Annotated in this window: 28 protein-coding genes and 4 pseudogenes; 15 read left to right on the top strand and 17 right to left on the bottom strand. The window is 63.4% G+C overall.

What is annotated here, in order from left to right; genetic code table 11:
- Positions 1-1551 (bottom strand): PAS-domain containing protein, encoded by a 1551-nt coding sequence (locus tag G7044_RS07410; protein ID WP_235931203.1) that lies wholly within the window; start codon positions 1549-1551, stop codon positions 1-3.
- A gap of 78 nt (positions 1552-1629) precedes the next feature.
- A complete protein-coding gene (locus G7044_RS07415; RefSeq protein WP_328803829.1) occupies positions 1630-2931 on the bottom strand; it encodes an ActS/PrrB/RegB family redox-sensitive histidine kinase in 1302 nt (433 codons plus the stop codon).
- 130 nt (positions 2932-3061) lie between these two features.
- On the opposite strand from G7044_RS07415, the gene G7044_RS07420 reads away from it, so the two are divergent.
- The 3 genes from G7044_RS07420 to G7044_RS07430 all read left to right on the top strand — a co-directional run bounded on the left by G7044_RS07420 (position 3062) and on the right by G7044_RS07430 (position 4711).
- Positions 3062-3688, top strand: coding sequence for an SCO family protein (locus tag G7044_RS07420; RefSeq protein ID WP_166327674.1), 627 nt, complete (start codon positions 3062-3064; stop codon positions 3686-3688).
- 76 nt (positions 3689-3764) lie between these two features.
- Complete coding sequence (locus G7044_RS07425) at positions 3765-4319, top strand: ActR/PrrA/RegA family redox response regulator transcription factor (protein WP_166327676.1); 555 nt, start codon at positions 3765-3767, stop codon at positions 4317-4319.
- A 77-nt stretch (positions 4320-4396) separates the two neighbouring features.
- The gene (locus G7044_RS07430) at positions 4397-4711 is read left to right on the top strand and encodes an H-NS histone family protein (protein WP_166327678.1); all 315 of its coding nucleotides are present in this window, start codon (positions 4397-4399) and stop codon (positions 4709-4711) included.
- Positions 4712-4768: 57 nt separating this feature from the next.
- Here the strand turns inward: G7044_RS07430 and G7044_RS07435 are convergent, their stop codons facing one another.
- From G7044_RS07435 to G7044_RS07445, 3 genes are all read right to left on the bottom strand, one after another.
- Entirely contained in the window at positions 4769-5332 is a 564-nt protein-coding gene (locus G7044_RS07435; protein ID WP_166327680.1) for an HD domain-containing protein, read from the bottom strand.
- A gap of 36 nt (positions 5333-5368) precedes the next feature.
- Positions 5369-5878, bottom strand: coding sequence for a protein-export chaperone SecB (gene secB / locus G7044_RS07440; protein WP_166327682.1), 510 nt, complete (start codon positions 5876-5878; stop codon positions 5369-5371).
- An 81-nt stretch (positions 5879-5959) separates the two neighbouring features.
- Entirely contained in the window at positions 5960-6508 is a 549-nt protein-coding gene (locus G7044_RS07445) for an FxsA family protein (RefSeq protein ID WP_166327684.1), read from the bottom strand.
- Between the two features lie 107 nt (positions 6509-6615).
- Between G7044_RS07445 and G7044_RS07450 the strand changes: the two genes are divergently transcribed.
- Both G7044_RS07450 and G7044_RS07455 read left to right on the top strand, forming a co-directional pair.
- A complete protein-coding gene (locus tag G7044_RS07450) occupies positions 6616-7278 on the top strand; it encodes a Tim44/TimA family putative adaptor protein (protein ID WP_166327686.1) in 663 nt (220 codons plus the stop codon).
- Positions 7278-7874 (top strand): Smr/MutS family protein, encoded by a 597-nt coding sequence (locus G7044_RS07455; protein WP_166327688.1) that lies wholly within the window; start codon positions 7278-7280, stop codon positions 7872-7874. The genes G7044_RS07450 and G7044_RS07455 overlap by 1 nt, the downstream gene beginning before the upstream one ends.
- Here the strand turns inward: G7044_RS07455 and G7044_RS07460 are convergent.
- The 6 genes and pseudogenes from G7044_RS07460 to G7044_RS07480 form a co-directional block, all read right to left on the bottom strand.
- Positions 7859-8206, bottom strand: a complete 348-nt coding sequence (locus tag G7044_RS07460; RefSeq protein WP_166327690.1) for a TfoX/Sxy family protein — start codon at positions 8204-8206, stop codon at positions 7859-7861. The two genes, G7044_RS07455 and G7044_RS07460, sit on opposite strands and share 16 nt — an antisense overlap.
- A gap of 12 nt (positions 8207-8218) precedes the next feature.
- On the bottom strand, positions 8219-9355 hold the full coding sequence (locus G7044_RS07465; RefSeq protein ID WP_166327692.1) for a saccharopine dehydrogenase C-terminal domain-containing protein: 1137 nt from the start codon (positions 9353-9355) through the stop codon (positions 8219-8221).
- A gap of 1 nt (position 9356) precedes the next feature.
- Positions 9357-9611: a GFA family protein gene (locus tag G7044_RS07470; RefSeq protein WP_328803830.1), complete on the bottom strand. Its 255-nt coding sequence runs from the start codon at positions 9609-9611 to the stop codon at positions 9357-9359.
- Positions 9612-9660: 49 nt separating this feature from the next.
- Positions 9661-9747, bottom strand: a pseudogene (locus G7044_RS18280) (hypothetical protein); the annotation flags it as partial.
- Positions 9728-10180, bottom strand: coding sequence for a GAF domain-containing protein (locus tag G7044_RS07475; RefSeq protein ID WP_166327693.1), 453 nt, complete (start codon positions 10178-10180; stop codon positions 9728-9730). The pseudogene G7044_RS18280 and the gene G7044_RS07475, both read right to left, overlap by 20 nt.
- A 54-nt stretch (positions 10181-10234) precedes the next feature.
- On the bottom strand, positions 10235-10714 hold the full coding sequence (locus G7044_RS07480) for an Lrp/AsnC family transcriptional regulator (protein WP_166327695.1): 480 nt from the start codon (positions 10712-10714) through the stop codon (positions 10235-10237).
- A 118-nt stretch (positions 10715-10832) separates the two neighbouring features.
- On the opposite strand from G7044_RS07480, the gene G7044_RS07485 reads away from it, so the two are divergent.
- From G7044_RS07485 to G7044_RS07500, 5 genes and pseudogenes are all read left to right on the top strand, one after another.
- Positions 10833-11135 (top strand): DUF2849 domain-containing protein, encoded by a 303-nt coding sequence (locus G7044_RS07485; RefSeq protein WP_166327697.1) that lies wholly within the window; start codon positions 10833-10835, stop codon positions 11133-11135.
- On the top strand, positions 11135-12796 hold the full coding sequence (locus G7044_RS07490; RefSeq protein ID WP_166327699.1) for a nitrite/sulfite reductase: 1662 nt from the start codon (positions 11135-11137) through the stop codon (positions 12794-12796). Before G7044_RS07485 ends, G7044_RS07490 begins: the two co-directional genes overlap by 1 nt.
- Positions 12796-13524, top strand: a pseudogene (locus tag G7044_RS17975) (phosphoadenylyl-sulfate reductase); the annotation flags it as partial. The gene G7044_RS07490 and the pseudogene G7044_RS17975, both read left to right, overlap by 1 nt.
- Positions 13516-13938 carry a DUF934 domain-containing protein gene (locus tag G7044_RS18150; protein WP_268935370.1) on the top strand — a complete coding sequence of 141 codons (423 nt, stop codon included), beginning with the start codon at positions 13516-13518 and terminating at the stop codon, positions 13936-13938. The pseudogene G7044_RS17975 and the gene G7044_RS18150, both read left to right, overlap by 9 nt.
- A gap of 76 nt (positions 13939-14014) precedes the next feature.
- Positions 14015-14977, top strand: a complete 963-nt coding sequence (locus tag G7044_RS07500) for an NAD(P)H-dependent flavin oxidoreductase (RefSeq protein WP_166327701.1) — start codon at positions 14015-14017, stop codon at positions 14975-14977.
- A gap of 53 nt (positions 14978-15030) precedes the next feature.
- Here G7044_RS07500 and cobA read toward each other — a convergent pair whose 3' ends face one another.
- Positions 15031-15780, bottom strand: coding sequence for a uroporphyrinogen-III C-methyltransferase (cobA, locus tag G7044_RS07505; RefSeq protein ID WP_166327703.1), 750 nt, complete (start codon positions 15778-15780; stop codon positions 15031-15033).
- 92 nt (positions 15781-15872) lie between these two features.
- Here cobA and G7044_RS07510 point away from each other — a divergent pair, with 92 nt between their 5' ends.
- Genes G7044_RS07510 through G7044_RS07530 form a run of 5 tightly spaced genes read left to right on the top strand, consistent with a single transcriptional unit; the run spans position 15873 to position 20322 of the window.
- Complete coding sequence (locus G7044_RS07510; RefSeq protein WP_166327705.1) at positions 15873-16310, top strand: MarR family winged helix-turn-helix transcriptional regulator; 438 nt, start codon at positions 15873-15875, stop codon at positions 16308-16310.
- Positions 16311-16370: 60 nt separating this feature from the next.
- On the top strand, positions 16371-17579 hold the full coding sequence (fahA, locus tag G7044_RS07515) for a fumarylacetoacetase (protein WP_166327707.1): 1209 nt from the start codon (positions 16371-16373) through the stop codon (positions 17577-17579).
- Positions 17580-17582: 3 nt separating this feature from the next.
- On the top strand, positions 17583-18533 hold the full coding sequence (locus G7044_RS07520; protein ID WP_166327709.1) for an MBL fold metallo-hydrolase: 951 nt from the start codon (positions 17583-17585) through the stop codon (positions 18531-18533).
- Positions 18534-18556: 23 nt separating this feature from the next.
- Complete coding sequence (locus tag G7044_RS07525) at positions 18557-20140, top strand: FAD-dependent oxidoreductase (protein ID WP_166327711.1); 1584 nt, start codon at positions 18557-18559, stop codon at positions 20138-20140.
- Positions 20137-20322 (top strand): DUF2783 domain-containing protein, encoded by a 186-nt coding sequence (locus tag G7044_RS07530; RefSeq protein WP_166327713.1) that lies wholly within the window; start codon positions 20137-20139, stop codon positions 20320-20322. The genes G7044_RS07525 and G7044_RS07530 overlap by 4 nt, the downstream gene beginning before the upstream one ends.
- A gap of 511 nt (positions 20323-20833) precedes the next feature.
- Here the strand turns inward: G7044_RS07530 and infB are convergent.
- The 5 genes and pseudogenes from infB to rimP form a co-directional block, all read right to left on the bottom strand.
- Positions 20834-22792 (bottom strand): annotated as a pseudogene (infB, locus tag G7044_RS07535) (translation initiation factor IF-2); the annotation flags it as partial.
- Positions 22793-22953: 161 nt separating this feature from the next.
- Positions 22954-23374 (bottom strand): annotated as a pseudogene (locus tag G7044_RS18230) (translation initiation factor IF-2 associated domain-containing protein); the annotation flags it as partial.
- Positions 23375-23381: 7 nt separating this feature from the next.
- Entirely contained in the window at positions 23382-23996 is a 615-nt protein-coding gene (locus G7044_RS07540; protein ID WP_166327717.1) for an RNA-binding protein, read from the bottom strand.
- Positions 23997-24015: 19 nt separating this feature from the next.
- Entirely contained in the window at positions 24016-25692 is a 1677-nt protein-coding gene (gene nusA / locus G7044_RS07545; RefSeq protein WP_166327719.1) for a transcription termination factor NusA, read from the bottom strand.
- Between the two features lie 3 nt (positions 25693-25695).
- Positions 25696-26310 (bottom strand): ribosome maturation factor RimP, encoded by a 615-nt coding sequence (gene rimP, locus G7044_RS07550; protein ID WP_166327721.1) that lies wholly within the window; start codon positions 26308-26310, stop codon positions 25696-25698.
- Between the last annotated feature and the right edge of the window lie 56 nt (positions 26311-26366).

The raw sequence follows: 26366 nt of genomic DNA on the forward strand, positions 1-26366 counted from the left end.
TCAAGCCCTGACGGTTTGTGTGCCGATATCGGTGCTGGCCGCTGATTGCTTGTCTGGCGTGCTTGCGGGCGGGGCAGTGGTAAAGCGAACCATCCGCTTTCCGCCCGGTAAGGCCGTCACTGTCCATCCGAGGACGCCAGTATCGGCCGGGCCGAAGACGACGCCGCGGTCCTGACCCAGGGCATCCTCGCGGCCCAATTCCCGTTCCAGTTCAGCAAGGCCCGGGGCTTCGGTCCATTCGCCGCGCCAGATCTGCAACGCTTCGGTCATGCGACCGGGCGCGGGGCCCCAAATATCGGTATAGGACTTGTTCGCCATGACCACCTGGCCCACGGCGTTGAAGACAATCAGCGCCTGATCCAACCCGTCCAGGACTTGCGACCCAAGCGTCAGTTCGGCGCGGAACTTCCGAGTCAGCGTGATTTCCGAGGTGATGTCGTCGAACAGGAACGCCACCGCGCCGCCGGGATGTGGTCGTCCGGTGACGCGATAGGTGCGGCCGCCCGGCAGCGACCACGTCTCGACATGGTGGCCGGCTGATGCAGCTGCTTCGAGCGTGGTGATCTGTTTGCGCCAGGAACGATAGTCGCGGGGTTCGGGGATCATCCGTAGTTCACGCAGCTGATCCAGCACACTGTACAGTGACGGGCGGCTGGTCAGGAAGCCCGCCGACAGGCCGGTCAGGTCGATCAGTGCGGGGTTGAACAGCTGCAATTGACGGTCGCGGTCAAAGATCGCCAACCCGATGGGCAGGTCGGCAAAGGTTTTGGTCAGCGTTTGCAGGAACTCGCGCAGGCTTTGTTCAGCGCGGACCTCGGCATCGGCGGGAAGGGCATAGGTGGTCAGCCCATTCGCGTCCCGATATTCATAACAATCGAACCAACTGGTCGAATCCGCGATCTCGACGCGGGCGCGACGGGACAAATTTTCAGTGCCAGCGGTCGTATCGGGCTGCAGAATTTCCTGCAGCGGCCAGGCGGTGGCCGCCGGATTACCGCGCTCGGCGGCGCTGAGATAGGCGGAGTTGGCCCAGACGATCCGGCCCGCCTCATCCCGGCGGGTCATCAGCATTGGCGCGCGCTCGACGATGGCGCGTAGCATGGCGAGCTCTTCTTCCATCGCCTGCTGGGAAAGGGAATCCACGACGATCCCGGCTGCTTCGGCGTCGGGGCGCACCAGCGTCAGCCGAAGCGCGCCATCTTCGGTCTGTTCTGCGAGTAGGCGTAGCCGGGCGGAACCGGAACCGGTTTGGCCGGTCAATTCGACCCGGCCCGATTGATCCGACAGCCGGTCCAATTCGGTCAGGTCGTCAAAGCGCTGCCCGAGCCAGATTTTCAATGCCGCCAAGTCATTGGTAGCGCAGCCATCCATAATCCTGCGCGCGGGTGGGGTGGCGTCGATCAGCCTGCCGCCACGAAACAGGAAGATACAAGGCGCCACCAGATCCGATGCGAGAAGCGCGGCATGTCGCGGACGTTCTGCCCATCTGACAGCAAAGGCCGCCAGCAGTACCGAAATGACAGATCCCGCGAGGGCAATGACTGTGGTCAATAACGGCTGCATGTTTGACCCGAGAAATCCTTAATGGAACAAGCCTCACATGCCATAAGTTAAAAATCAGTTAATGATTTAAGTTATTTGAGGGTTTTGTCGCAGCGGCGCCCGGTCATCGGCACGGATTCTGTCGATTGGCCAGAGAATGGTGACTTTTGCACCAGCCGCAGCGTTGTCAAACCGGATCCGCGCCCCGGTGCCTTCAAGCAGGGCGCGGGCGATGAACAGGCCCAGGCCCATCCCTTCATAGCCTGGCCGCCGGTCGTTGCGGCGGTTGACCGGGAAGGGGTCGGCAAGCTGGACCAGCGTGGGCGCGGGAAAGCCCGGCCCGTCATCTTCGACGGTGACGGCCAGCTGATCGGCGGTCCAGCTTGCATCGACCATGACGCGCGTTTCGGCGAAATCGACGGCATTCTGGATGATGTTGCGGAGCCCGTGGATCAGCCCCGGATCGCGGCGGATCACCGGCGGATCATCGCCAGAAGTCAGCCGGATCGTGACCGCGATTCCGCGGCCGGCATGGGGCTCGGCGGCTTCCTCCAGCACGGTATGCAGCGGGGCGGCGTGCAGTTGCAGGTCGTCCTTTCCGGCGCGGCCCATGGATCGCATGATGTCGCGGCAGCGATCAGCGGACTGCTTCAGCGTCAGCGCATCCTCGGCCAGGTCGGTGCGGTCGGGCAGGGCCTCGGCCAGTTCTTCCTGCATCTCTGCGGCGATCAGTTTGATGGTGGCCAGCGGCGTTCCCATCTCATGCGCGGCGGCGGCGATGACGCCGCCCAGGTGCTGCAGCTTCTGTTCACGCGCCAGTGCCATCTGGGTGGCGAAAAGCGCGTCTGTCGTCATCGCCAGTTCTCCCGAAACGCGACGTGCATAGGCGGCAAAAAAGGCCACCCCGATCAGGATCGCGACCCAATGCGCCAGTTGCAGGATCGGCGGCATTGCAAGATCCAGCGTTGCATGCTGCAGCGGCGCTGCCTGCCAGCCCGCCAACGAGATCATCACCACGGTCACTGCGCCCACCGCCATGGTCTGGCGGTTTTCCAATGCCGTCGCCGCGATCGTCACCGGCACCAATACCAGCAGCGCAAAAGGATTCGACATCCCTCCGGTCAGACCGATCAAAGCCGAGATCTGCACCAGGTCAAAGACCAACTGCCAGGTGGCCCCGCTTTGGGTCACCCGCGCGGGTGAGGCCGTCATCCACAGGTTCAGCGCCGCCCCTGCCCCCACCAGCGCCAGCGCTGGCCATACGGCAAAGCGCACGCCGATCAGCCATGCCGCCAAAATCGCCAGCAACTGACCCCCAAGCGCCACCCAACGCAGCAGCACCAGGGTTCGGCGGCGGATCGGTTCGGCCCTGGGGCGGTCGCCGGGCACCAAGGTCGCGCTAAGTTGAGGGCCCAAAGGCATGGCTGTCCTTTCTGCGGCATACGGCCCCGTTGATATCTGGGCCGTCATGCGCGATCAATGCGCGCGAAAGCGATGCAAAGGACAGGGTGGGCGCGATATGAACGACAAGCGGATTCTGATTACCGGAACGGTTGCTGCGGTAGCGCTGCTTGCTGGCGGCGCCCTGTGGCTGAATCGCGGCGGCAGCGACGGCGATGAGTTCGCGCAATGCCGTACCGGCGTGGTAGCTGGCGGCGCGGGCGCGTTGGGCGGGGCGTTCGAGTTAACGGATGAGACCGGCGCCCGCGTAACCGACGGGCAGGTCTTCACAAAGCCCTCGCTGCTGTACTTCGGCTTTACCTTCTGCCCCGATGTCTGCCCGCTGGACAGCGCCCGCAATGCCGAAGCGCTGGATTTGCTGGATGAACAGGGCATCGACGCACAGGCGGTCTTCGTTTCCGTCGACCCGAAACGCGACACGCCGCAGGTCGTCGCCGATTTTACCGATAACCTGCACGAGAAGATGATCGGCCTGACCGGCACAACCGAGGAATTGGATGCCGTCAGCAAGCTGTGGAAAAACTACTATCAGGTCAATGATGACGGCAGCGAGTATTATTCGGTCGACCATGCGACCAATACCTATCTGGTGCTGCCCGAGCAGGGGACGGTCGAGTTCTTCCGTCGCGACCTGACCCCTGAACAGCTGACAGAACGGGTGTCCTGCTTCGTGAATGCGTCCTGATGTGGCAGTGCCTGATAATTGATTCTCGCCGGATTTATGCCTAGACAGCCGAAAGGTAGTACAGGCGGAGAGGACCATGGCGGAAGAAAATCAGGTGAATCTTGGGTCCGATCCATCCCTGTTGCTGGTTGATGACGACGAGATCTTCGTGAACCGCCTTGCCCGCGCGATGGAGCGGCGCGGTTTCGTGCCCAAGGTAACGCTTTCGGTGGCTGATGCGCTTGCTGCGGTGAAATCCGCCCCAGCGGCCTATGCGGTGGTCGACCTGCGACTGGAAGACGGCAGCGGGCTGGACGTGGTCGAGGCGCTGCGCGAGGCGCGCGCCGATGCCCGGATCATCGTGCTGACCGGTTATGGCGCCATCGCCACCGCCGTGGCTGCGGTCAAGATGGGTGCAACAGATTATCTGTCCAAGCCGGCCGACGCGAATGACATCGTTTCGGCGCTTTTGCAGACTGGTGAAACGCTGCCGCCGCCGCCCGAAAATCCAATGTCGGCCGATCGGGTGAAATGGGAACATATCCAGCGCGTTTATGAACAGTGCGACAGGAACGTAAGCGAAACTGCACGGCGTTTACATATGCATCGGCGCACACTTCAGCGGATTTTGGCCAAAAGAAGCCCCCGTTAACATTAATTTTGTCAATCTGATTTGACATCTAGATTTGAATACCATTATTCACCCAAGTCTAACACTTGGAGTGATCGATGAACGATCTCGATAATCTAACGCTCAAAGAACTGCAGGAATTGCGCAACAAGGTTGAACGCGCCATTTCCAGTTTTGAAGAGCGTAAACGCCGCGAGGCGATGGCCGCTGCGGATGCCGCAGCGCGTGAGCACGGCTTTTCCCTGAACGAACTGACCGGCGCCAAGGTTGCCGGCCGTCGTGGCGGGAAGGTTGCGCCGAAATACGCCAACCCGCAAAACGCCGAGCAAACCTGGACCGGCCGTGGCCGGCGCCCGCAATGGGTGCAGGAAGCGCTGGCTTCGGGCAGGTCGCTGGAAGATCTGGCGATCTGATTAAAATGCCCGCCTGAAAAGGCGGGCATTTTCGTTTGACGTCAAGTCAACTATCTTTCAAATCACTGCAATCAATTCAGAAAATCGATTCAGATAAGCTTGGCGGACCTCGGCCGGTGGGCGCAGGCGAATTTCCAGGCCGACGCAATATGCAGGCTTTGGCACTTTGAAGATACCCCGGGCTTCGGTTTCAGAAAATCCAGCAATTTGAATGGCCTCCAGCCAGGCAGAGACTTGATCGGCCAGCTTGATCTGTTTCTTGACCGCCGCCGGGATTTTCGCCGGCAGGCCGAACCGGCGATGTACGGCAAGCGCGACACGCTCGTCCATTTCACCATATTCGCGGCCAAGCGCGCCCTTGACGGGCGAGATCATGTCGCCCAGCACATATTCCGGCGCATCATGCAGCAGTGCCGCCAGCCGCCATTGAGCGCTGGCATCGGGGCTGATCTGCCCAAAGGCCTGTTCGACCAACAGCGAATGTTCGGCCACGGAATAAGGCCAGTCGCCGCGCGTCTGGCCGTTCCAGCGTGCGACAAAGGCCAGCCCGTGGGCGATGTCCTCGATCTCGATGTCGAAAGGGGTCGGGTCGAGCAGGTCAAGCCTGCGGCCTGACAGCATGCGCTGCCAGGCCCTGTTCTTGGATCTTGCCACGGATCAGGAAACGGGCGCGTCCGCGGGGCGTTCGGCCTGGGCGCGGCGGGCGATTTCCTGGCGGTACAGCGCAACGAAATCCACCGGGTCCAGATTGACCGGGGGGAAGCCGCCGTCACGGGTGGTGTCGCTGATAATGCGGCGGATGAAGGGGAACAGCATCCGCGGGCATTCGATCATCAGGAACGGGTGCAACTGGTCCTCGGGCACGCCTTCGACGTGGAAGACCCCGCCGTAATCCAGTTCGCACATGAACAGGTTGGTTTCGTCGGCGGTGTTCTTGGACCCGACGCGGAACTTGCAGATCACCTCGTACTGGTGTTCGACGCTGCGCTTGCGCGCGTCCAGGCTGACCTGGACCGACACCTCGGGCGTGACTTCGGCACCGCTCAGGCCCTTTTGCGCCACGATGTTTTCGAACGACAGATCACGCACATATTGCGCCAGGATCTGCATGCGCGGCGGCTGCGGGGCGGAGGCATTGGGGGCGGCTTGCGGGGTCTCGTCGGTCATGTCTGATCCTCTTGCGTTCACATCTTGGCGACGTTCTAACACCCGTTGCGCATCGCCTCAACGTGACAACGGGTTTCGGGATCAATCGGGCCGGGTCCAGCCCGAGGGCCGGTTGCGGCCGGGCTTGGGATCGTCAGCTTTGGGTGCCGGCAGTTCGATATCGTCGCGGGTGGTATAGGGATCGTCCTGAACGACATAATCGCCGTCGATCACGTCATCCTCGCGCCCGGGCCAGCCATGGCGCGGTTCGCGCCCGGCATCGAAGCCAAAACCGGTGCGCGACACCTTCACATGGCGCGAGGCCCGCCGCATCACCCAGTCACGCACGGCTGGGATCAGCAGCAGCAACCCCAGCGTGTCGGTAAAGAAGCCCGGCGTCAGCAGCAGCATCCCCGCGAACAGGATCATCACCCCATGGGCCAGCGGCCGGGTTGGATCGCTGAGCGTGCGGAAGGATTGCTGCACCTCCAGCAGGGCGCGGCCGCCCTGGCTGCGGATCAGGACAGAGCCGATTGCAGCCGATAACAGCACCAGCCCGATGGTCGGCCACAGCCCGATCAGCCCCCCGACCTGGATGAACAGGGCAATCTCGATCACCGGGATCAGGATGAACAGGAAAAACAGCGGCATGACTCTCCTCGGACCGGGGGAAAACTGGACTTGGCCCCCATCGGTCCCTACATAGGTGCGGATAGCGAAAAAACAAACTGCCGAACCGCCGGCCTTAAGGATTACCGATGTCGAACCCGATGCTGCAACTGATCGTTCTGGCCGCCATCGCGGTGTTCCTGATCCTGCGTCTGCGCGGGGTTCTGGGCACGCGGGACGGGTTCGAACGCCCGCAGATCGACGAACGCGCCAGCAACCGCGATCTTGCCCCGATCGTTGACGATACGCGCAGCCATGGCACCGACGATGATCTTGCCGATCACGTCGACGCGTCCAGCCCGGCCTATGCGGCGCTGGCGGCGATGAAGCAGGCCGAGCCGTCCTTTTCGCTTGGCGAATTTCTGGGCGGGGCGAAATACGCGTATGAAATGATCCTGGTGGCCTTCGAAAAGGGCGATCTGGAACCGGTGCGCCCGTTCCTGTCGCCCGAGGTTGCCGCCGCTTTTGACAGCGTGATCGAGGCCCGCAGCGCCGCCGGCCAGACGGTCGAGGCGCAGTTCCTCGGCACCCGTGAAACCGCGCTGCAAGCGGCCGAATACGACCCCGCCACCCGTCAGGCCGAGCTGACCGTGCGCTTCGTGGGCGAGATGATCTCTGCCGTGAAAGACGCCAATGGCAACGTGATCGAAGGCGACCCGAAATCCCCGCGCAAGCAACGCGACAGCTGGAGCTTCGAGCGGGTGATGGGCTCGGACGATCCGAACTGGCGGCTTGTCGCGACCGGCGTCTGATGTCGCGTCGGCGCGGCCTGACGCCCGAGGATCGCGAGCTGTGGTCTCGGGTCGCGAAAACGGCGACGCCGTTGCATCCGCAGGCGCGACATCAGCCAGAGGACGCGCCGGCCTCTACCCCCACACCGTCCTTGCAACCCCGGCCCGCGCCGGGGTTTGAACTTCCGCCCAAGCTGCGGATCGGGGGCAAGGCGCTGCCCAAGCGCGCCCATGACCTTGCGCCCTCACCCGCCGATAAAATGCGCGCTGCACCGCTGCGCATGGATCACAAGACCCACAAGCAGATGACCCGTGGCAAGATGCGCCCCGAGGCGCGGCTGGACCTGCATGGGATGACGCTGGCCCAGGCCGGGCCGGAACTTGTCCGCTTCGTCCTGAGCTGCCATGCGCAGGGGCTGCGGCTGGTGCTGGTCATCACCGGCAAGGGCAGCCGTGCCGACGACGAAGGCCCCCTGCCCACGCGACCCGGCGCGCTGCGCCATCAGGTGCCACATTGGCTGCATACAGCGCCGCTCGCCGCCGTCGTTCAGCAGGTCGCCCCGGCGCATCTGCGTCATGGCGGCACCGGCGCCTATTACGTCTATTTGCGTCGCTGAGGCTTGTCCGGCAGCCCATCCGCAAAGCGAACGCCCCGCGCCACCCATTCGGCAAGCGCCTGCGTTTCCGCCAGGGCCTCGGGCGCGACGGTGACAAAGCCCTTCGGCGCGCGGCCGCCACCAATGCCCAGTGGCGCGACCTGCGGATCTGCCAGCGCCTCGACGGCACCGTCGGCGCCCAGCCGGACCATCAGCCGCTCGCCCGTCACCCCGCAGCAGATATGCCCGCGCCGCAGAAAACACAGCGCGCCCATCATCTGCAATTCTGCGGCACCGCCCATGCCATCCAGCAGATCGCGCACCCGCGTGGCCAGCAACCAGTCATAAGCCATATGCGCCTCCTGTCACCCAGATCGCGCGTGATTTTCGCGCAGGTGATTGATGCGCCGGAAATAGCCAGCCTCGTGGGTGATCTCGACAAGCCAGGCGGCGATCAGCTCGGGATCGGTCGGTCCGATATGCAGCCCCGGTTTCACCTGCCCTGCCACGATCGCCCGCGCCGCCAGTGCCAGCATCAGCGAATTCAGCCGGAACCGCGCCCAACCACTGCGTCCGCCGACCGCATCCAGCACCCATTCCCTGTGCCAGCGGGTGCGCCCGCCATTCTCGGCGCGCAGCATGACTGACAGCACGACGCGGTCGGCCTCGGTCGGCGCAAAGGGGTGTTCGGTCCACAGCGTGTCGGCCATGACCTGCAGGGCCTCTGCATTCTTTCCTGTCTGGCGGATCGCATCGAAAACCCCCGCCCAGCCGTCGCGCCACCCCTTCAGCCGGATCGCGCCGCGCTCTGCTGTCTGGATCTGCCAATCGGGATCAAATCCGTAAGCGGCAAGATAGGGGGCGACGTCATAATGCGGATAGACCTGATGACGCTCTGGAGTTGGCAGGTTGAGGTCATATTCGCGAATGGCGTCAAAGGGAAAATCGGCACGCTGAACGCGTCCCTCGCCGATCCAGCTTGTCGGCGTCGCCAAAGCGTTCAGCAGGGACAGCGGGCTGGTATTGAACTTGTGGCGGAAATTGTCGGGATATTTGGGCATGCCGCCGCCATAGGCGGTGAAATGCAGCAGATCGCCCGGCTGAGCGTCCTGACTGTATTCGTTGACCAGATCCCGCGCCATCAGATGCTCGATCCCCGGCACCATTCCGGCCTCGGCCAACACGCAAAGCCCCTTGTCGGCGGCCTCTTGCGCTGCCGCGCGCAGCCCTTCAGAGGCATGCCAGCCGACCGCCAGATGCGCACCGCGTCCCATCGCCAGCTGCGCCACCGCCAGATCCGTCGGCCGGGGCGCCAGAATGATGTCGCCGGGATTCACGGCCTGCCACAGCTGTTCCATATCCATCGGGTGCTGTATCTCGGCCGGGATACCGTCCAGCCGCCCCTCGCGCGTCCAGACCTGCACGGTGGCGGCGACATCTTTCAGGTGACCCAGCCCGAACAGCGCATCGGGGCCGGCATGAACCCAGTGGATCGTGGTCATCCTATTCCCTTGCGTCCTGCGGCAACCCGTCCGTGATGGTATAGTAGTCGCCCTTGTATGCGGTGAAAATATGACGGCTCAGCGTCAGGCCGGTGGGCGCGTCGACGCAGCCCAGCGATACGCTGAGCCGCCCCGCTTCCAGTTCGCGCCAGAATACGGACGCGCCGCATGTCCCGCAAAAGCCCCGCTCGGCAATATCGGAAGGACCGGTACCAGCGCAGACTGTCGCCGCTGATGTCGTGATCCACCAGATCAACCGTGGCCCAGGCATCCCCGGCCCAACGGCGGCACTGTTCGCAATGGCAGCGCGCGACCTCGCCCGATGGCTTGCCGCGAAATCGGACTGCCCCGCAAAGACAGGCCCCGGTGATCTCAGAGCGTTCCGAACACATCCGACAAAATCCCCTTCAACGCTTCTGCATCGGTCACAGTAAACGCGTCGGGCTGGTTGCTGTCGATATCCAGCACGCCGATCAGGCGGTTCCCCGCCCCGAAGACCGGAAGGACAAGCTCAGACCGGGTCGAGGATGCGCAGGCGATATGCCCAGGAAACGCATCCACATCGGGCACCAGCTGCACGTCGCCAGTGCGTGCGGCCGCCCCGCAAACGCCGCGCGCGAAGGGAATGACCAGACAGCCATGCCCGCCCTGATACGGCCCGATCTTCAGCAATTCCGGCCCGACCACCCGGTAAAACCCGGTCCAGTCAAAGCGCGCGTCCGAATGGTGCAGCTCGCAGGCAAGCGTGGCCATCAGCGCCACCTCGTCCGTCTCACCGTCCGTCAGCGCCGCAATCCGCGCGGCAAGCGCGACATAGTCTGTCATTTCATTCTGGTCCAAATATCCTGGGGGTTCCGGGGGCAAAGCCCCCGCGCGGCGCTAAACAGGCAACACCGTGGTCGATTTCAGCTCTTCCATCGACAGCAGGGCGGTGACGTTGAAGATCTTCACCTCTGCAATCAGCGCCTGATAGAACGCGTCATAGGCGCGCGCGTCTGATACCCGCAGCTTGACGATATAGTCGATCTCGCCCGCCAGCCGATGCGCTTCCAGCACCTCGGGCCGCGCCTGCAACGCATCCAGAAACTTCTGCTGCCAGCTTGCTTCGTGTTCGCTTGTGCGGATCAGCACGAAGAAGCAGGTGCCGCGATCGACCGAATCGGGGTCCAGGATTACCGTCTGCCGGGTGATCACACCGGCATCCTTCAACTTGCGGATCCGGTTCCAGACCGGCGTCTTGGACGAGCCGACCTTGCGGGCTATGTCATCCAGCGACTGGCTGGCATCGGCCTGCAACTCGGTCAGGATTTTCCGGTCCAGCTGGTCCAGGCGGAGTTTCTTTTCGCTGACATCATCCATGGCGGTGGTTTGTCCTGTTTGGCGTTCTCAACAGAACACTATTCCTTGTTTGCGTCAGATACTAGCGCCGAAGTGGAAAAATATCCTATATAGACACAGCAAGAAACGGAGATTCGCCATGGCCCGCGCATTTGAGCCTGTCGTCATTTCAGCCAACGACCTTTTCGACGGCCGCGTCATCTATCTGACCGGCAAGGACGAATGGGTCCCGCATCTGCGTCAGGCAGAGCTGATCACCGATGAGGAAACCGCGCGTCATCGCATGGCCCATGCGCTGGCGCTGTCGGATCATGCGGTTGGCGTGTTCCTGGCCCCGGCCAAGGCTGGCCCCGATGGCCCAGAGCCGGGCCACCCGCGCGAGGCGTTCCGTGCCCACGGCCCCTCTAATTACTTCCACGGCAAGCAGGCAGAAGAAGCGTAATGTACCATCATTCCGAATTCGACCGAGCTTTCGTCGTCGACCGCGCTGCGCGGTTCCGCGATCAGGTTAACCGCCGCATCTCTGGTGCGCTCACCGAAGAAGAGTTCCGCCCCCTGCGCCTGATGAATGGCGTCTATTTGCAGCTGCATGCCTATATGCTGCGGGTGGCCATTCCCTACGGCACCATCAGCCCCGATCAGATGCGCCAGCTGGCGATGATCGCGGACCGCTGGGACAAGGGTTATGGCCATTTCACGACCCGCCAGAACATCCAGTATAACTGGCCCAAGCTGGTCGATATCCCCGATATGCTCGACGCGCTGGCGGCGGTCGGGATGCATGCCATCCAGACCTCGGGCAACACCATCCGCAACGTGACCGCCGACCATTTCGCCGGCGCCGCTGCGGATGAAATCCTCGATCCGCGCCCCTATGCCGAACTGATCCGGCAGTGGTCGACCGATCACCCGGAATTCCAGTTCCTGCCGCGCAAGTTCAAGATCGCCATTTCCGGCAGCCCGAATGACCGCGCGGTGGTCAAGTCGCATGACATCGGGTTGCGCATGGTCGAACAGGACGGCCAGCCGGGATTCGAGGTCTCGGTCGGCGGCGGCCTTGGCCGGACGCCTCTGGTCGGCAAGGTCATCAGTGAATTCGTGCCGGTGGCGGATCTGCTGCCCTATCTTGAATCGATCCTGTCGGCCTATAACACGGTCGGGCGGCGCGATAACAAATACAAGGCGCGGCTGAAAATCGCTGTGCACGAGCTGGGTCTGGATCATATCCGCGAACTGGTGGATGCCCGCTTTGCCGAAATCCGCCCGCTGTTCGACGGCGCGGACCAGCAGATCCTGGAACAGATCAAGGCGCAGTTCACCGCGCCCGACCTGACCCTTGGCCGCAGCACCGCCGAATATGACGCCGCGCGCGCCGCCGATCCGATTTTCCGGTCCTGGGCGGACACGAACCTGCACGCGCATAAGAACCCCGATTACGCCATCGTCACCGTCTCGCTGAAAAAGCATGGCGCGACGCCGGGCGATGCGAGTTCGGATCAGATGCGTCTGCTGGCCGATCTGGCCGAGAAATACGGCTTCGGCGACCTGCGTATCAGCCATGAACAGAACGTGGTTCTGCCGCATGTCCACAAGGCCGATCTGGCGGCGCTGTACGCGGCACTGAAAGGCGCCGATCTGGCCACCGCCAATCTGGGCCTGATCAGCGACATCATCGCCTGCCCGGGGCTGGATTATTGCGCGCTGGCGACGGCGCGTTCGATCCCGATTGCCCAGCAGATCGCCACCCGCTTTGACGAGCTGAAGCTGGAACATGAAATCGGCGAGATGAAGATCAAGATTTCTGGCTGCATCAATGCCTGCGGGCATCACCATGTCGGGCATATCGGGATCCTCGGTCTGGATCGCGCGGGCGTCGAAAACTATCAGGTAACGCTTGGCGGCGATGCCACCGAAACCATGGCTGTGGGCGAACGCGCCGGTCCCGGTTTCTCGAAGGATGAGATCATCCCGGCGATCGAGCGCCTGGTGCATGGCTATCTGGACGTGCGCGAGGACGCCTCGGAAACCTTTATTCAGGCTTACCGTCGCCTTGGGCCGGACCCGTTCAAGGCCGCGCTGTACCCTCAGAAGGAAGCTGCGTAATGGCTCAGGTCGTCACCATTCCGACGCGGCCCGCACGGGTCGCGGCGCTGAACAACCGCTATCGCCACCACGCCGCGATCCGGGTTCTGGGCGATGCGCTGCAGGACCCGGAACTGGGCCGGGTGGCGATGGTGTCGTCCTTCGGTGCGGATTCGGTGGCGCTGCTGCATATGGTGGCACTGGTGGATCGCAACACGCCGGTGCTGTTCATCGACACCCAGATGCTGTTTCCCGAAACCATGGCCTATCAGCAAGAGGTGGCGAAGAAGCTGGGTCTGACCGATCTGCGCATCATCCGCGCCGATCCGACGGCGCTGGCGGCGAATGACCCGGATGGCGATCTGCACCAGTTCGACACCGACTCCTGCTGCAACCTGCGCAAGACCGTGCCGCTGAACCGCGCACTTGGTGATTTCGACAGCTGGATCACCGGGCGCAAGCGCTTTCAGGGCGAAACCCGCGCCACGCTGGAATTCTTTGAACCCGACCCGGCCGGGCCACGGATCAAGATCAACCCGCTTGCCCACTGGACGGCACGCGATGTTGCCGACTATATCGCCAATAACGACCTGCCGCGTCACCCGCTGGTTGCCAAGGGCTATCCTTCCATCGGCTGCGCGCCTTGCACCAGCCCGGTTGCGGAAGGCGAAGACCCTCGGGCCGGGCGCTGGCGCGGTCAGGAAAAGACAGAATGCGGAATCCACTTCGTGAACGGTAAAATGCAGCGTATCGCCCCATCCGAACCGGCCCCCTTTGTCCCGCAGGACGGGCAGCCGGTGATCGTGCGCGATGCGGGCTTTGGCCCCGAGGACTGGACCGGCCCGATTCTGGATCTGGCCCCCGATGCCGATCTGGACGATCCGAACCTGAATTTCATGGATGCGCCGATGATCCGCGTGGCCTTCCCCAGCTTTTCGGACGGGCGCGGCTTTACGCTGGCGCGGCGTCTTCGGGTTGCGGGTTACAAGGGCCGGCTGCGGGCGCAGGGCCATGTCATTGCGGACCAGTTCCCGATGGCGCGCCGTTCCGGCTTTGACGAGGTCGAGATCGACTTTGCCCTTGCCACGCGTCAGCCGTGGGATCTGTGGCAGCGGTCATCTGGCTCGCTGTCCTATCTGGATCGGCTGGGTCGCCGCGCCTAAGGCGCAAACTCCGCCACGTAACGCTTGCCTGACGGCGGGCGGTGGGAATGATGGGCCAAACCTTTGGAGGAAGCCCATGTCCCTGCCGCCCGTTCTGTCGCATCTGCGCATCCCCGTCATCGCCTCGCCGATGTTCATCGTCTCGAACCCGGATCTGGTGATCGCGCAATGCAAAGCCGGGATTGTCGGCAGCTTTCCCGCGCTGAATGCCCGCGAAAAGGATGGTGAGCCGATTCAGCTGGAGGCATGGCTGACCCGCATCAGCGAAGAACTGGACCGCCATAATCAGGCCAATCCCGACAATCCGGCGGCACCCTTCGCGGTCAACCAGATCGTGCACCGCTCGAACGTCCGGCTGGAGCGCGACATCGAGATCTGCGTCAAGCACAAGGTGCCGCTGTGGATCACCTCGCTTGGTGCCCGGCCAGAGGTGAACGAGGCCGCGCATTCCGTCGGTGGCATCGTGCTGCATGACATCATCAACAACACCTTCGCGAAGAAGGCGATTGAAAAGGGGGCGGATGGGCTGATCGCGGTCGCCGCGGGAGCTGGCGGCCACGCCGGGATGCAGTCGCCTTTCGCGCTGATTCAGGAAATCCGCGGCTGGTTCGACGGCCCGATCGCATTGTCGGGGTCGATCGCCACGGGTCGCGCTGTGCTGGCGGCGCGGGCGATGGGGGCAGATCTGGGCTATATCGGCAGCCCCTTCATCGCGACCGAGGAAGCCAATGCCGTCCCCGAATACAAGGACATGATCGTCAATTCCGGGGCCGAGGATATCGTCTATTCCTCGCTGTTCACCGGGGTGCATGGGAACTACCTCAAGCCGTCGATCCGCAATGCGGGGCTTGATCCGGATAACCTGGAACATGCCGATGCGTCGTCGATGAATTTCAGCCAGGGCTCTTCCAAGCCCAAGGCGTGGAGCGCGATCTGGGGCGCGGGTCAGGGCATCGGCGCGATCGACAAGGTCCAGCCCGCAGCGGCCTATATCGACCAGCTCGCCCGCGAATATGCCGAGGCCAAAGCGGCGCTGTAGGGTGCGTGTTCACACGCACCATTGACCGCCAAAGGTGCGTGCGAGCACGCACCCTACGGGGTTAGCAACTCTACCGCCGCGTCGCTGATTTCGGCCAGTGGGCCATAGAAGATCAGGGCGGGCGCGGCGCTTGGGCCTTCGCGGCGCAGCGCTTCGGCCAGTTCGGTGACGGTTCCGCGCCGCACACGCTGGCCGGGCTGGGTGATCGCCTCGGCGATCAGGGCGGGGGTGTCGGCGGGCAGGCCATGTGCGATCAGCCCGGCGGCCATGTCGGGAAAGCTGCGCTGCCCCATGAAGATCACCGTGACCGCGTGGGGATCGGCCAGTGCGGGCCAATTCAGATCCTGCGGCAGCTTGCCGGTCACATCGGCCCCGGTCAGATACTGCACCCGCCGCGCCGTCAGTCGCCGGGTCAGCGGCAGCCCCGCCGCCGCAGCCGCCGCATTGACCGAGGACACGCCCGGCACAATCTCGAACGCGATGCCCGCACCGCGCACGGCGGCCAGTTCCTCCTCTAGCCGGCCAAACATGCCCGCATCGCCGGATTTCAGCCGCACCACGCGGCGCCCGGCCTGCGCATGTTCAAGGATCAGCGCATTGACCGCCTCTTGCTTGGCGCTTGGTCGCCCGGCGCGCTTGCCGACCGGAATTAACTGGGCCTGCGCTGCCAGCGCGAGGATCGGACCTGACGACAGGTCGTCGTAAAGCACCACATCCGCCCGCGACAGCCGGTCGGCAGCGCGACGGGTCAGCAGGTCAGGGTCGCCCGGACCCGAGGAGACGAAGGATACAAAGCCGTTCATCCAAACTGCCTTGCGCGTTTCCGCCGCATTGGCAAGAGATGGTTGCATATGCGACAGTTGCCGCGCGAAAGCTGCCCAAAGATGGATCACGGATGAACGAATTCAGGCTTGATGATTTCCTGCCCTACTTGCTGAACAACGCGGCCGAATCCACCAGTCGCGCCTTTTCGGAACATTACCGCAGGGAATATGGCATGACCCGCGCTCAATGGCGGATCATGGCGCATCTGGGCACTTTCGGGGCGCTGACCGCATCGGAAATCTGCACGCGGGGATTCTTGGAAAAATCCAAGGTCTCGCGCGCCGTCGCGGGGTTGGAGGACGCGGCCCTGCTGCGCCGCCAGCCCTCGGCCCATGACCGCCGGGCAGAGCTGCTGACCCTGACGGACAAGGGCCAGCAGGTCCATGCCGACCTGGCCGCCTATGCCCGCAGCTTCTCGGACACGCTGACCGACCGGCTTGGGTCAGACCGCGCCGCTCAGCTGGCCGAGATCCTGCGCGACCTGATCGACCCACAGCCGGGCGACTGAAAGCCTTGCGCCAGGGCCTCCTGCATGTTAGTTGCATTTGCAACATAAGAAGGGGGGAACATGACCGAAGCGACCAAAAGCTGGATCGAGGCGGCGAATGCGGCCGATTGCGAATTTCCGATTCAGAATCTGCCTTATGGGGTGTTTTCCGTGGACGGGCAGGCCCCGCGCTGCGGTGTGGCCATTGGTGACCGCATCGTCGATCTGGCGGCCTGCGAAGCGGCGGGGCTGATCGACGCGGGCGGCACCTTCTCGCAGCCGCAACTGAACGATTTCATCGCCCTTGGCCGCGCCAAATGGGACGAAATCCGCGCCGCGCTGACGGCGCTTCTGGCGACCGGCGGCAACAGCGCCACCCCCACCGTGGCCATGGCCGATGCAAAGCTGCACCTGCCGATCCGTGTGACCGAATACACCGACTTCTACGCGTCGAGGAACCACGCCTTCAACGTCGGCGTGCTGTTCCGTGGGCCGGAAAACGCGTTGCCGGCGCAATGGACCCACATACCCATCGGCTATAACGGTCGGGCCTCGTCGGTTGTCGTTTCGGGCACGGATGTGATCCGGCCGATGGGGCAGCTGAAGACCGATGACGGCCCGATCTGGTCCCCCTGCAAGCGGCTCGATCTGGAGCTGGAGCTGGGCGCCATTGTCGGTGCGCCGTCTGAACTGGGCGACCGTGTCAGCGTCGATCGGGCCGAGAGCATGATTTTCGGCTATGTCCTGCTGAATGACTGGTCGGCACGCGACATTCAGGCATGGGAATATCAGCCCCTCGGGCCCTTCCAGTCCAAGGCTTTCGCAACCACGATCAGCCCGTGGATCGTAACGCAGGCCGCACTGGAGCCGTTCCGCAGCGAGGGCGCTGAGCGTTTGAACCCGCTTCTGCCCTATCTGCACGAAACCCGGCCCGGCTTTTACGACTTGAACCTGTCGTGGAGCCTGAACGGCGAGACCCTCAGCCGTACGAATTACAACGTGATGTACTATTCCTCGGCCCAGCAACTGGCGCATCACACCTCCTCGGGTTGTCCGATGCGGGTGGGCGACATGCTGGGCTCGGGCACGATTTCGGGGCCTGCGCCGGACCAGACCGGGGCGCTGCTGGAAATGACCGAGGGTGGCAAGAAGCCGGTGAAGACCGGTGACGGCGATCGCACATTCCTTCAGGATGGCGATACGGTCACGCTGAACGGCTATGCACAGGGCGACGGTTATCGCGTGGGCTTCGGCCCCTGCACCGGCACCATCCTGCCCGCGAAGGAGTAAGGGATGTCCAAGCAATTCGCCTCGGCTGGCGATATGGCCGAAAAGAAGATCAGCTTTACCGAGATCGGCGCGGGCCTGTGGGCCTTCACGGCGGAAGGTGATCCGAATACCGGCGTCATCATCGGCGACGAATCGGTGATGATCATCGAGGCGCAGGCGACCCCCCGTCTGGCCCGCAAGGTGATCGAAAAGGTGCGCGAGGTCACGGACAAGCCGATCAGCCATCTGGTCCTGACCCATTACCACGCGGTGCGAGTGCTTGGCGCCTCGGCCTATGGCGCGCCGACGATCATCATGGGCGAAAAGGCCCGCGCCATGGTCGTCGAACGCGGGCAGGAAGACTGGGACAGCGAATTCGAACGCTTCCCCCGGCTGTTTCAGGGGCACGAGGAAATCCCCGGTCTGACCTGGCCCACGGAAACCTTCAGCGACCGCATGACCGTCTATCTGGGCAATCGCCGCGTCGATCTGATGCATCCGGGCCGCGCACATACCGCCGGCGATATCGTCGCCTATGTGCCGGACGCCAACGTCATGTTCACCGGCGATATCGTCGAATATCACAGCGCCTGCTATTGCGGCGACGGCCATTTCGCAGACTGGCCGGCGACGCTGGAGGCGATACGCGCCTTCGATCTGGACGCCATCGCGCCCGGTCGCGGCGATGCGCTTGTCGGGCGTGACATGGTGAACGCGGCGCTGGATAACACTGCCGATTTCGTCCGCTCGACCTTCCAGCCAGCGGCCCGTGTGGCCCGTGGCGGGGGGACGCTGAAACAGGCATGGGACGCGGTGCGCGCTGAATGCGACCCGAAATTCGGCGACTACGCGATCTACGAACATTGCCTGCCCTTCAACGTCGCCCGCGCCTATGACGAGGCGTTGGGCATCGACACCCCGCGCATCTGGACCGCCGCGCGTGACAAGGAGATGTGGGACATGCTGCAAGGCTAACGCCGGTCAGGGAGGGGAGGCCCATGGCAGACGCGAAGATCTTCGAACAGTCGCTTTATCCCTATCAGCGCCACCCGGATCAGGACGCGGCGGCACCCGTCCGGCATCCGGTCATCGTGGTGGGCGCGGGGCCGGTCGGGCTGACCACGGCCATTGACCTCGGGCTGCAGGGCGTGCCGGTGGTGGTGCTGGACGACAATGACCGCGTGTCCACTGGCAGCCGCGCGATCTGTTTCGCCAAGCGCCCGCTAGAGATCTTCGACCGCCTCGGCTGCGGGCAGGTCATGGTCGACAAGGGCGTCGTCTGGAATACCGGCCGCGTGTTCATGGGCGAAAGGCAGGTCTATGAGTTCAACCTGCTGCCGGAGGGTGGGCACCGCCGCCCGGCCTTCATCAACCTTCAGCAATATCACCTCGAACAGATGCTGTTGGACCGGTTGCGCGAATTACAGGCCGAAGGCGCGCCGATCCAGCTGCGTGGCAAGTCCCGCGTTTCCGCCATCGGCCAGCATGACGACCACGCGACGGTGGAAATCGACACGCCGGAAGGGTCATACGACCTTGAAGCTGATTGGCTGATTGCTTGCGACGGGGCCGGTTCGCCCACGCGCAAGATGCTGGGCCTCGATTTCGTCGGCCGCGTGTTCGAGGATAACTTCCTGATCGCCGATGTGACCATGCAGGCCGATTTCCCGACCGAGCGTTGGTTCTGGTTCGATCCCCCCTTCAACCCCGGCCAGTCGGCGCTGCTGCACAAGCAACCCGATGGCGTCTGGCGCATCGACCTGCAACTGGGCTGGGATATCGACAAAGAGGTCGAGAAGCGCCCCGAAAACGTCATCCCCCGTATCAGGGCGATGCTGGGCGAGGATGTGGCTTTCGATCTGGAATGGGTCAGCGTATACACCTTTCAATGCCGCAGGATGGAGCGTTTTCGCCGTAACCGCGTGATCTTCGCGGGCGACAGCGCCCATCAGGTCAGCCCCTTCGGCGCGCGCGGCGCGAACAGCGGCATCCAGGACGCCGATAACCTGTGCTGGAAGCTGAAGCTGGTGCTGGAGGGCAGCGCGCCCGAAGCGCTGCTGGACAGCTATGATGCCGAGCGTGTCCACGGGGCCGAGGAAAACATCCTCAATTCGACCCGCTCAACCGATTTCATCACGCCGAAATCCGAAATCAGCCGCATCTTCCGCGATGCCGCCCTGCACCTGTCCGAACGCCACGCCTTCGCCCGGCCCTTCGTGAATTCGGGCCGGCTGTCCGTCCCCTGCACTTATGACGGATCGGCGTTGAACACGTCGGACGCCATGCCTGAAGCCCCCGCGCGCAGTCGCCCCGGCAGTCCCTGCCCCGACGCGCCGCTGGCGGATGGCTTTCTGCTGGACCGGCTCGGCGGGCGCTTCACGATCCTCGCCGTGGGTGTCGAGGGCGAGGCGGTGGGCATGGCCGACCTCCTCTCCGTCCCTGCAACGGGCGAGATGGCCGAGCGTTACGCAAGCGGCATCTACCTGATCCGCCCCGACCAGCATATCGCCGCCCGCTGGCCCGCATTCGACGCCGACATGATCCGCGCGGCCCTGTCCCGCGCCACGGGGAACACGCCATGAGCCTGAATCTGCAGCCGAATCTGAAATGCCCGGACGACGCCTATGCGCTGCTGCTGGAGGCGCATGAGGGCCTGACAAAGGCAGAATCCGACGCGCTGAATGCCCGGCTGATCCTGGTTCTGTTGAACCATGTCGGGGATATGGAGGTGCTGAGGGAGGCGATTGAGGCGGCGAGGGGGTAGCGCTGTAAGATGGAAGTATTTTCCACCTTGCGTGCATGACTCATCAATGATTCAATGGTTTGGTGACGCCCGCGCGTCGCTTCAGGTCAGTCTCGGTGTCCGGTGAAAGACATTACCGAGACGGATACGAGCGGCAGTGTGCACATACGTGCTCCCACCGCCCAAGCCGAAACCGGATATATGAGCATACGCTCACCGGTTTCGGCCAACCACAGTTTATCACCATGATGTTTCTCCATTATAATCCGGGCATGTCCCGGCCCATGGAGTACCCCGTGTACCCCTGATCTCAATCTCTGGGGCTTAGAGCAACATATGGTGTGACGGCGGGCGTCGAGATCAATATCTCCTAAGTCACCCCCACGCTTCAACTGGAAAAAGCCGAAATCTGTGGGCAAACCTATGGGTAATTCTGTGGATAATTTGCAGACGCCTAGATGCAGATGAGAAAAGGGCCCGCTATTAGCGAGCCCTTTGTATTCTCAAACCTAAGGTTAAAGCGGATGTGCCCTTACAGCGTCCGTGCGACCTCTTCACGCTCGAAGATCTCGATGACGTCGCCGGGGCGGATGTCGTCGTAGTTTTCGAAGGCCATGCCGCATTCCTGACCGCTCTGCACTTCCTTCACTTCGTCCTTGAAGCGCTTCAGCGTTTTCAGCGTGCCTTCGTGGATCACAACGTTGTCGCGCAGCAGGCGGACGCCGGCGGAACGACGCGCCACGCCTTCGGTGACCAGACAGCCGGCAACCTTGCCGACGCCCGTAACCTTGAAGACTTCGCGGATCTCGGCATAGCCGATGAAGTTTTCGCGCACTTCGTTGGACAGCAGGCCCGAGGCCGCCGCTTTGATGTCGTCCACCAGATCGTAGATGATCGAGTAATAGCGGATCTCGACACCCTTCTGGTTGGCCGAGTTGCGGGCGGGCGCGTTGGCGCGGACGTTGAAGCCGATGACCGGCGCGCCCGAGGCTTCGGCCAGACCGATATCGGATTCGGTGATCGCGCCGACGCCGTAATGCAGCACGCGGACGCGGACCTCATCGTTGCCGACCTTTTCAAGGGCCTGCACGATCGCCTCGGCCGAGCCCTGCACGTCGGCTTTCAGCACGACCGGCAGTTCCGACACGCTTTCATCGGCCTTGGCCTTGGCCATCAGCTGTTCCAGCGTCGTCGCGGCACCGGCGGCGGCGCGTTTGTCCTTGGCGGCCTGCTCGCGGTAATCGGCGATTTCGCGGGCCTGCGCTTCGGTTTCGACCACGTTCAGAACGTCGCCGGCTTCGGGCGTGCCGTTCAGACCCAGAACCTCGACCGGAACGGACGGGCCGGCTTCTTCGACGCGTTCGCCCTGATCGTTGATCAGCGCGCGGACCTTGCCCCACTGTTCGCCGACGACGAAGATATCGCCGCGACGCAGGGTGCCGTTCTGGACCAGAACCGTGGCCACGGGACCGCGACCCACATCCAGCTTCGCCTCGATCACGGCGCCCTGGGCAGAGCGGTCGGGGTTGGCCTTCAGTTCAAGGATCTCGGCCTGCAGGGCGATGGCTTCCAGCAGGTTATCAAGGCCAAGGCCAGTCTTGGCCGAAACCTCGACCGCCTGAACCTCGCCGCCCATTTCCTCGACCACGACTTCGTATTGAAGCAGGTCTGTGCGGACCTTCTGGGCGTTGGCGTCGGGCTTGTCGACCTTGTTGATCGCCACGATCATCGGCACCTTGGCCGCCTTGGCGTGGTTGATCGCCTCGACCGTCTGCGGCATCACGGCGTCATCCGCCGCAACCACCAGCACGACGATGTCGGTGACGTTCGCGCCGCGCGCACGCATGCTGGTAAAGGCCGCGTGGCCGGGCGTGTCGAGGAAGCTGAGCACCGCGCCGCTTTCGGTCGTCACCTGATAGGCGCCGATATGCTGGGTAATGCCGCCCGCTTCGCCGGAAACGACGTTTGCGTGACGGATCTTGTCCAGCAGCGAGGTCTTGCCGTGGTCGACATGGCCCATGATCGTGATGATCGGCGGGCGCGACTGCAGGTCTTCGGCCTTGTCCTCGATCTGGTCGATGACCTGTTCGACATCGGCGTCCGAGACACGAACCGCGCGGTGGCCGAATTCATCGATCACCAGTTCGGCGGTGTCGGCGTCGATGGATTGGTTCATCGACACCATCATGCCCATTTTCATCAGCGACTTGACCACATCGGCGGCGCGTTCGGCCATGCGGTTCGCCAGCTCGCTGACAACGATGGCTTCGGGCAGCTGCACTTCGCGCACCTGCTTTTCGGCGCGGACCGATCCGCCCATCGCCTTCTGCTTGGCGCGTTCCTGCTTGCGCTTCATCGCGGCCAGGCTGCGCTGGCGGCCACCTTCGCCCGAAAGCGCAGCGGTGACCGACAGTTTGCCGGTGCGGCGGGCGTCGCGGTCGTTCTTGTTGCGCGAATCGCGGTCGTCGGTGGCGCGCTCGCGGTCCGGGCGGGCCGGACGGGTCGAGACGCCCTTGGTTTCGGCGCGCGAAGCAGCCGCCTGGGCTGCCGCCGCATCGACTGGGGCCGCAGCCGAGGCCGCGCCAGAGGGCTTGCGCACCTCTTCCTTCTTCTGGGCGCGCAGCTTGGCTTCTTCGGCCTTGCGGGCGTCCTCTTCTTCCTTGGCGCGCAGCATTTCCTCGCGCTCGCGGTCCTCACGCTCCTTCGCCTCGATTTCGGCGCGGCGGCGTTCGCGTTCTTCTTCGCGGGCCTTTTCCTCGGCGGCGCGGGCGGCGGCTTCCTCGGCCTCGCGGGCTTTGGCGGCTGCCAATGCCTTCAGGCGACGCTCCATTTCCGCGTCGGAGATGCCGGCCGGGCGCTTCGTGGACGAGGCAACGGCCTTGGCCACGTTTTCGGGCGTGGCCGAACGCGATTTGTCACCTGTTGCCGGCGCACCCGGTTTCGGCACCACAACGCGCTTGCGCTTGGTTTCGACCACGACACTTTTCGTGCGGCCATGGCTGAAGCTCTGTTTCACCTGACCCGGGCGGTTGCCGCCGAGACCCAGTGGTTTCTTGCCGTCTGTATCGCTCATCTGCGTCTTATTCCTTCCCGGCCCGGATGGCCGATTGCCCCCGCAGGCCATTCAGCCTGCCAGCGTCCCGGATGACCTTGTCTGCGAGTCCGCCCCTTGAAAGCGCGCTGTGTATGACATGATCGCGCCCGAAAGCCAAACCCAATTCTGATGCGGTGAGACAGCCAAACCAGCGTGCCCCTTCTGGTGTCCACAGCTTCCCCTTGCCGCGTTCGGATCCGTCCGACGCCTGAAGAAGAACCTTCACCTGACCGGCCGCAAGCCAGTCCTTTACCTTTTCGAAACCGGCCACGGCGCGGCCGGATTTCCGCGCAAGCGATACGAGTTCGATTACCCGCTTCGCCAGTCCGGTTTCCAACAGTTCTGCCAAGCCCTCCGGCGGTTTCGCGGGTGCCTTGGCGCCGCGTGAAAACAGTCCCTTGGCGATGGCGCGGTCGATCACCGCACGATCTGCCGCCAGCCAGAATCCACGGCCGGGCAGCTTTTCGGCAAGATCGGGCACCACGATCCCGTCGGGACCCAACACGAAACGGATCAGACCCGCTTTCGGTTGCACCTCGCCGGTGACGAGGCAACGCCGTTCGGCCAGATCCGTGTCTTTTTCGCGTCCGCCCCGCGTCATGGCGCCCGTTCCGGGGCGATCAGGCCCCGGCCTCCGCGTCTTCAACGGTCTCGTCTTCCTCGGCCGAGGCGAGTTCGTCGGGATCGACCCAGCCCAGCATGACGCGTGCGGTCATGATCATGTCCTGCGCGGCTTCCAGCGTGACGCCGAAAGGTTCAAGCAGGCCGTCATCCTTGACGCGCTGGTTGTTCACCGTGGTCCAGCCGCCGGCCAGTTCCCAGTCGGCGCAGGTGGCAAAGTCTTCCAGCGTTTTGACGCCGTCCTTGGCCAGTGCCTCAATCATCTGGGGCGTCAGGCCCTCGAATTCAACAAGGCTGTCCTCGACGCCAAGCGCGCGGGCGTTTTCCAGTGCCTGACGGTTGGCAGCTTCGATCACGTCGCGGGCGCGGGCCTGCAATTCGTTGGCGGTATCTTCGTCCACACCGTCGATCGACAGCAGCTCGTCCTGATCGACGTAAGCGACTTCTTCCAGGTTGGTGAAGCCTTCGGCGACCAGAAGCTGAGCGAAGAATTCGTCAAGGTCCAGATTGTCCATGAACAGCTTGGTGCGGGCGTTGAATTCCGCCTGGCGCCGCTTGGATTCTTCTTCCTCGGTCAGGATGTCGATGTCGAGGCCGGTCAGCTGGCTGGCCAGACGCACGTTCTGGCCGCGACGGCCGATGGCCAGCGACAGCTGTTCTTCGGGCACCACCACCTCGATCCGGGGGGCGTCTTCGTCGACGACGACCTTGCTGACTTCGGCCGGTTGCAGCGCGTTCACCAGGAAGGTGGCCTGATCTTCATTCCACGGAATGATGTCGATCTTTTCGCCCTGCAATTCGCCCACAACGGCCTGCACGCGGCTGCCGCGCATACCGACACAGGCGCCGACCGGGTCAATCGAGTTGTCATAGCTGATCACCGCAATCTTGGCGCGGCTGCCCGGATCGCGGGCGACGGCCTTGATCTCGATCACGCCGTCATAGATTTCCGGCACTTCCATCTTGAACAGTTCCGCCATGAATTGCGGATCGGTGCGCGACAGGAAGATCTGCGGGCCGCGGGTTTCGCGGCGGACATCCTTGACATAGGCGCGGATGCGGTCGTTCGGGCGATAGCTTTCGCGGCCGATCTTTTCGTTGCGGCGCAGGATCGCCTCGCCACGGCCGACATCGACGATGATGTTGCCGTATTCCTCGCGCTTGACGACGCCGTTGATGATGGTGCCGGCGCGGTCCTTGAATTCTTCATACTGACGGTCGCGTTCGGCCTCGCGGACCTTTTGCAGGATCACCTGCTTGGCCGATTGCGCGGCGATGCGGCCCAGTTCGACCGGGGGAACCTGTTCCTGGAATACGTCGCCGACTTGCGGCAGGCCTGCGAAATCTTCCAGCTTCTCGCCTTCGCGCGACCAGTAGTTCGCCGGATCCTTCTGGCGTTCGAAATAGGGCTTGGCCTGTTCGGCGGTGAATTCGGCCTGGTAGTTTTCAACCAGTTCGTCTTCGACCACGGTGCGGACGCGGGTGAAGGTGGCGTTGCCGGTCTTGCGGTCGATGCTGACGCGGATGTCCATCTCGGCGCCGTAGCGCGACTTGGCGGCGCGGGCGAGGCTGTCTTCCATCGCCTCGATGACGAGACCCGGTTCGATCATCTTCTCGCGGGCCACGGCCTCGGCGGTTTGCAGCAGCTCCAGCTGGTTGGCAGAGGTGATTGCCATCACTTACTCCTTCGTTGCGGCGTCGTCTTGGTCGCCGTCTTCGGTTTGGATTTCGTCGAACATTGATTCGTCGAGATTGTCGATCTCGACCCCGGCCTCTTTCTTCTGGCGCAGCATTTCGGCGATCAGCTCGTCGGTCAGCAGCAGTTTGGCATCGGCCAGCCAGTCGAAATTCAGCCCGATGGTCTGGGTCTCGCCCCCGACCTCGATATTGATCAGAACGTCCTCGCCCTCGACCCCCGCCAGCACGCCGGTAAAGCGCTTGCGGCCGTCGATGGACTGGTTGGTTTCCAGCTTGGCGTCATAGCCTTCGAAGGTTTCGAAATCCTTCAGGCGCGTCAGCGGCCGGTCGATGCCGGGGCTGGAAACCTCAAGATTGTATTTGTCTTCAATGGGATCCTCCACGTCCAGCGTGGCGCTGACCATGGTGGAAATTTCTGCGCAATCGTCGACATTGATGCCGCCTTCGGGGCGGTCGGCCATGATCTGCAGCGTCGCAATCTTGCCACCCTGCAGGCGCAGGCGGACAAGTTCAAAGCCCATATCCTCGATTACGGGGATCAGGATTTCCGCCAGTCGGCGGTCGATGGCAGTCTTGGCAATCAGGTCGTTCGACATGAGCATCCCAGAAATGAAAAACGGGCCCACAGCGGCCCGTCATGCTTTCGGTGGCG

It is taken from the genome of Paracoccus xiamenensis, from assembly GCF_011308835.1.
Classification (GTDB): Bacteria; Pseudomonadota; Alphaproteobacteria; order Rhodobacterales; family Rhodobacteraceae; genus Paracoccus; species Paracoccus xiamenensis.

What these genes read in the sequence shown, in the direction of transcription:
- fahA (WP_166327707.1), top strand. Translation starts at nt 16,371, where the DNA reads ATGACCGAAGCGACCAAAAGCTGGATCGAGGCGGCGAATGCGGCCGAT.
- G7044_RS07420 (WP_166327674.1), top strand. Translation starts at nt 3,062, where the DNA reads ATGAACGACAAGCGGATTCTGATTACCGGAACGGTTGCTGCGGTAGCG.
- G7044_RS07520 (WP_166327709.1), top strand. Translation starts at nt 17,583, where the DNA reads ATGTCCAAGCAATTCGCCTCGGCTGGCGATATGGCCGAAAAGAAGATC.
- rimP (WP_166327721.1), bottom strand. Translation starts at nt 26,310, where the DNA reads ATGTCGAACGACCTGATTGCCAAGACTGCCATCGACCGCCGACTGGCG.
- G7044_RS07465 (WP_166327692.1), bottom strand. Translation starts at nt 9,355, where the DNA reads ATGACCACGATCCACTGGGTTCATGCCGGCCCCGATGCGCTGTTCGGG.
- G7044_RS07425 (WP_166327676.1), top strand. Translation starts at nt 3,765, where the DNA reads ATGGCGGAAGAAAATCAGGTGAATCTTGGGTCCGATCCATCCCTGTTG.
- cobA (WP_166327703.1), bottom strand. Translation starts at nt 15,780, where the DNA reads ATGAACGGCTTTGTATCCTTCGTCTCCTCGGGTCCGGGCGACCCTGAC.
- G7044_RS07490 (WP_166327699.1), top strand. Translation starts at nt 11,135, where the DNA reads ATGTACCATCATTCCGAATTCGACCGAGCTTTCGTCGTCGACCGCGCT.
- G7044_RS07460 (WP_166327690.1), bottom strand. Translation starts at nt 8,206, where the DNA reads ATGGCTTATGACTGGTTGCTGGCCACGCGGGTGCGCGATCTGCTGGAT.
- G7044_RS07525 (WP_166327711.1), top strand. Translation starts at nt 18,557, where the DNA reads ATGGCAGACGCGAAGATCTTCGAACAGTCGCTTTATCCCTATCAGCGC.
- G7044_RS07475 (WP_166327693.1), bottom strand. Translation starts at nt 10,180, where the DNA reads ATGACAGACTATGTCGCGCTTGCCGCGCGGATTGCGGCGCTGACGGAC.
- secB (WP_166327682.1), bottom strand. Translation starts at nt 5,878, where the DNA reads ATGACCGACGAGACCCCGCAAGCCGCCCCCAATGCCTCCGCCCCGCAG.
- G7044_RS07445 (WP_166327684.1), bottom strand. Translation starts at nt 6,508, where the DNA reads ATGCCGCTGTTTTTCCTGTTCATCCTGATCCCGGTGATCGAGATTGCC.
- G7044_RS07450 (WP_166327686.1), top strand. Translation starts at nt 6,616, where the DNA reads ATGTCGAACCCGATGCTGCAACTGATCGTTCTGGCCGCCATCGCGGTG.
- G7044_RS18150 (WP_268935370.1), top strand. Translation starts at nt 13,516, where the DNA reads ATGCAGCGTATCGCCCCATCCGAACCGGCCCCCTTTGTCCCGCAGGAC.
- G7044_RS07530 (WP_166327713.1), top strand. Translation starts at nt 20,137, where the DNA reads ATGAGCCTGAATCTGCAGCCGAATCTGAAATGCCCGGACGACGCCTAT.
- G7044_RS07485 (WP_166327697.1), top strand. Translation starts at nt 10,833, where the DNA reads ATGGCCCGCGCATTTGAGCCTGTCGTCATTTCAGCCAACGACCTTTTC.
- G7044_RS07540 (WP_166327717.1), bottom strand. Translation starts at nt 23,996, where the DNA reads ATGACGCGGGGCGGACGCGAAAAAGACACGGATCTGGCCGAACGGCGT.
- G7044_RS07430 (WP_166327678.1), top strand. Translation starts at nt 4,397, where the DNA reads ATGAACGATCTCGATAATCTAACGCTCAAAGAACTGCAGGAATTGCGC.
- nusA (WP_166327719.1), bottom strand. Translation starts at nt 25,692, where the DNA reads ATGGCAATCACCTCTGCCAACCAGCTGGAGCTGCTGCAAACCGCCGAG.
- G7044_RS07455 (WP_166327688.1), top strand. Translation starts at nt 7,278, where the DNA reads ATGTCGCGTCGGCGCGGCCTGACGCCCGAGGATCGCGAGCTGTGGTCT.
- G7044_RS07500 (WP_166327701.1), top strand. Translation starts at nt 14,015, where the DNA reads ATGTCCCTGCCGCCCGTTCTGTCGCATCTGCGCATCCCCGTCATCGCC.
- G7044_RS07510 (WP_166327705.1), top strand. Translation starts at nt 15,873, where the DNA reads ATGAACGAATTCAGGCTTGATGATTTCCTGCCCTACTTGCTGAACAAC.
- G7044_RS07480 (WP_166327695.1), bottom strand. Translation starts at nt 10,714, where the DNA reads ATGGATGATGTCAGCGAAAAGAAACTCCGCCTGGACCAGCTGGACCGG.
- G7044_RS07435 (WP_166327680.1), bottom strand. Translation starts at nt 5,332, where the DNA reads ATGCTGTCAGGCCGCAGGCTTGACCTGCTCGACCCGACCCCTTTCGAC.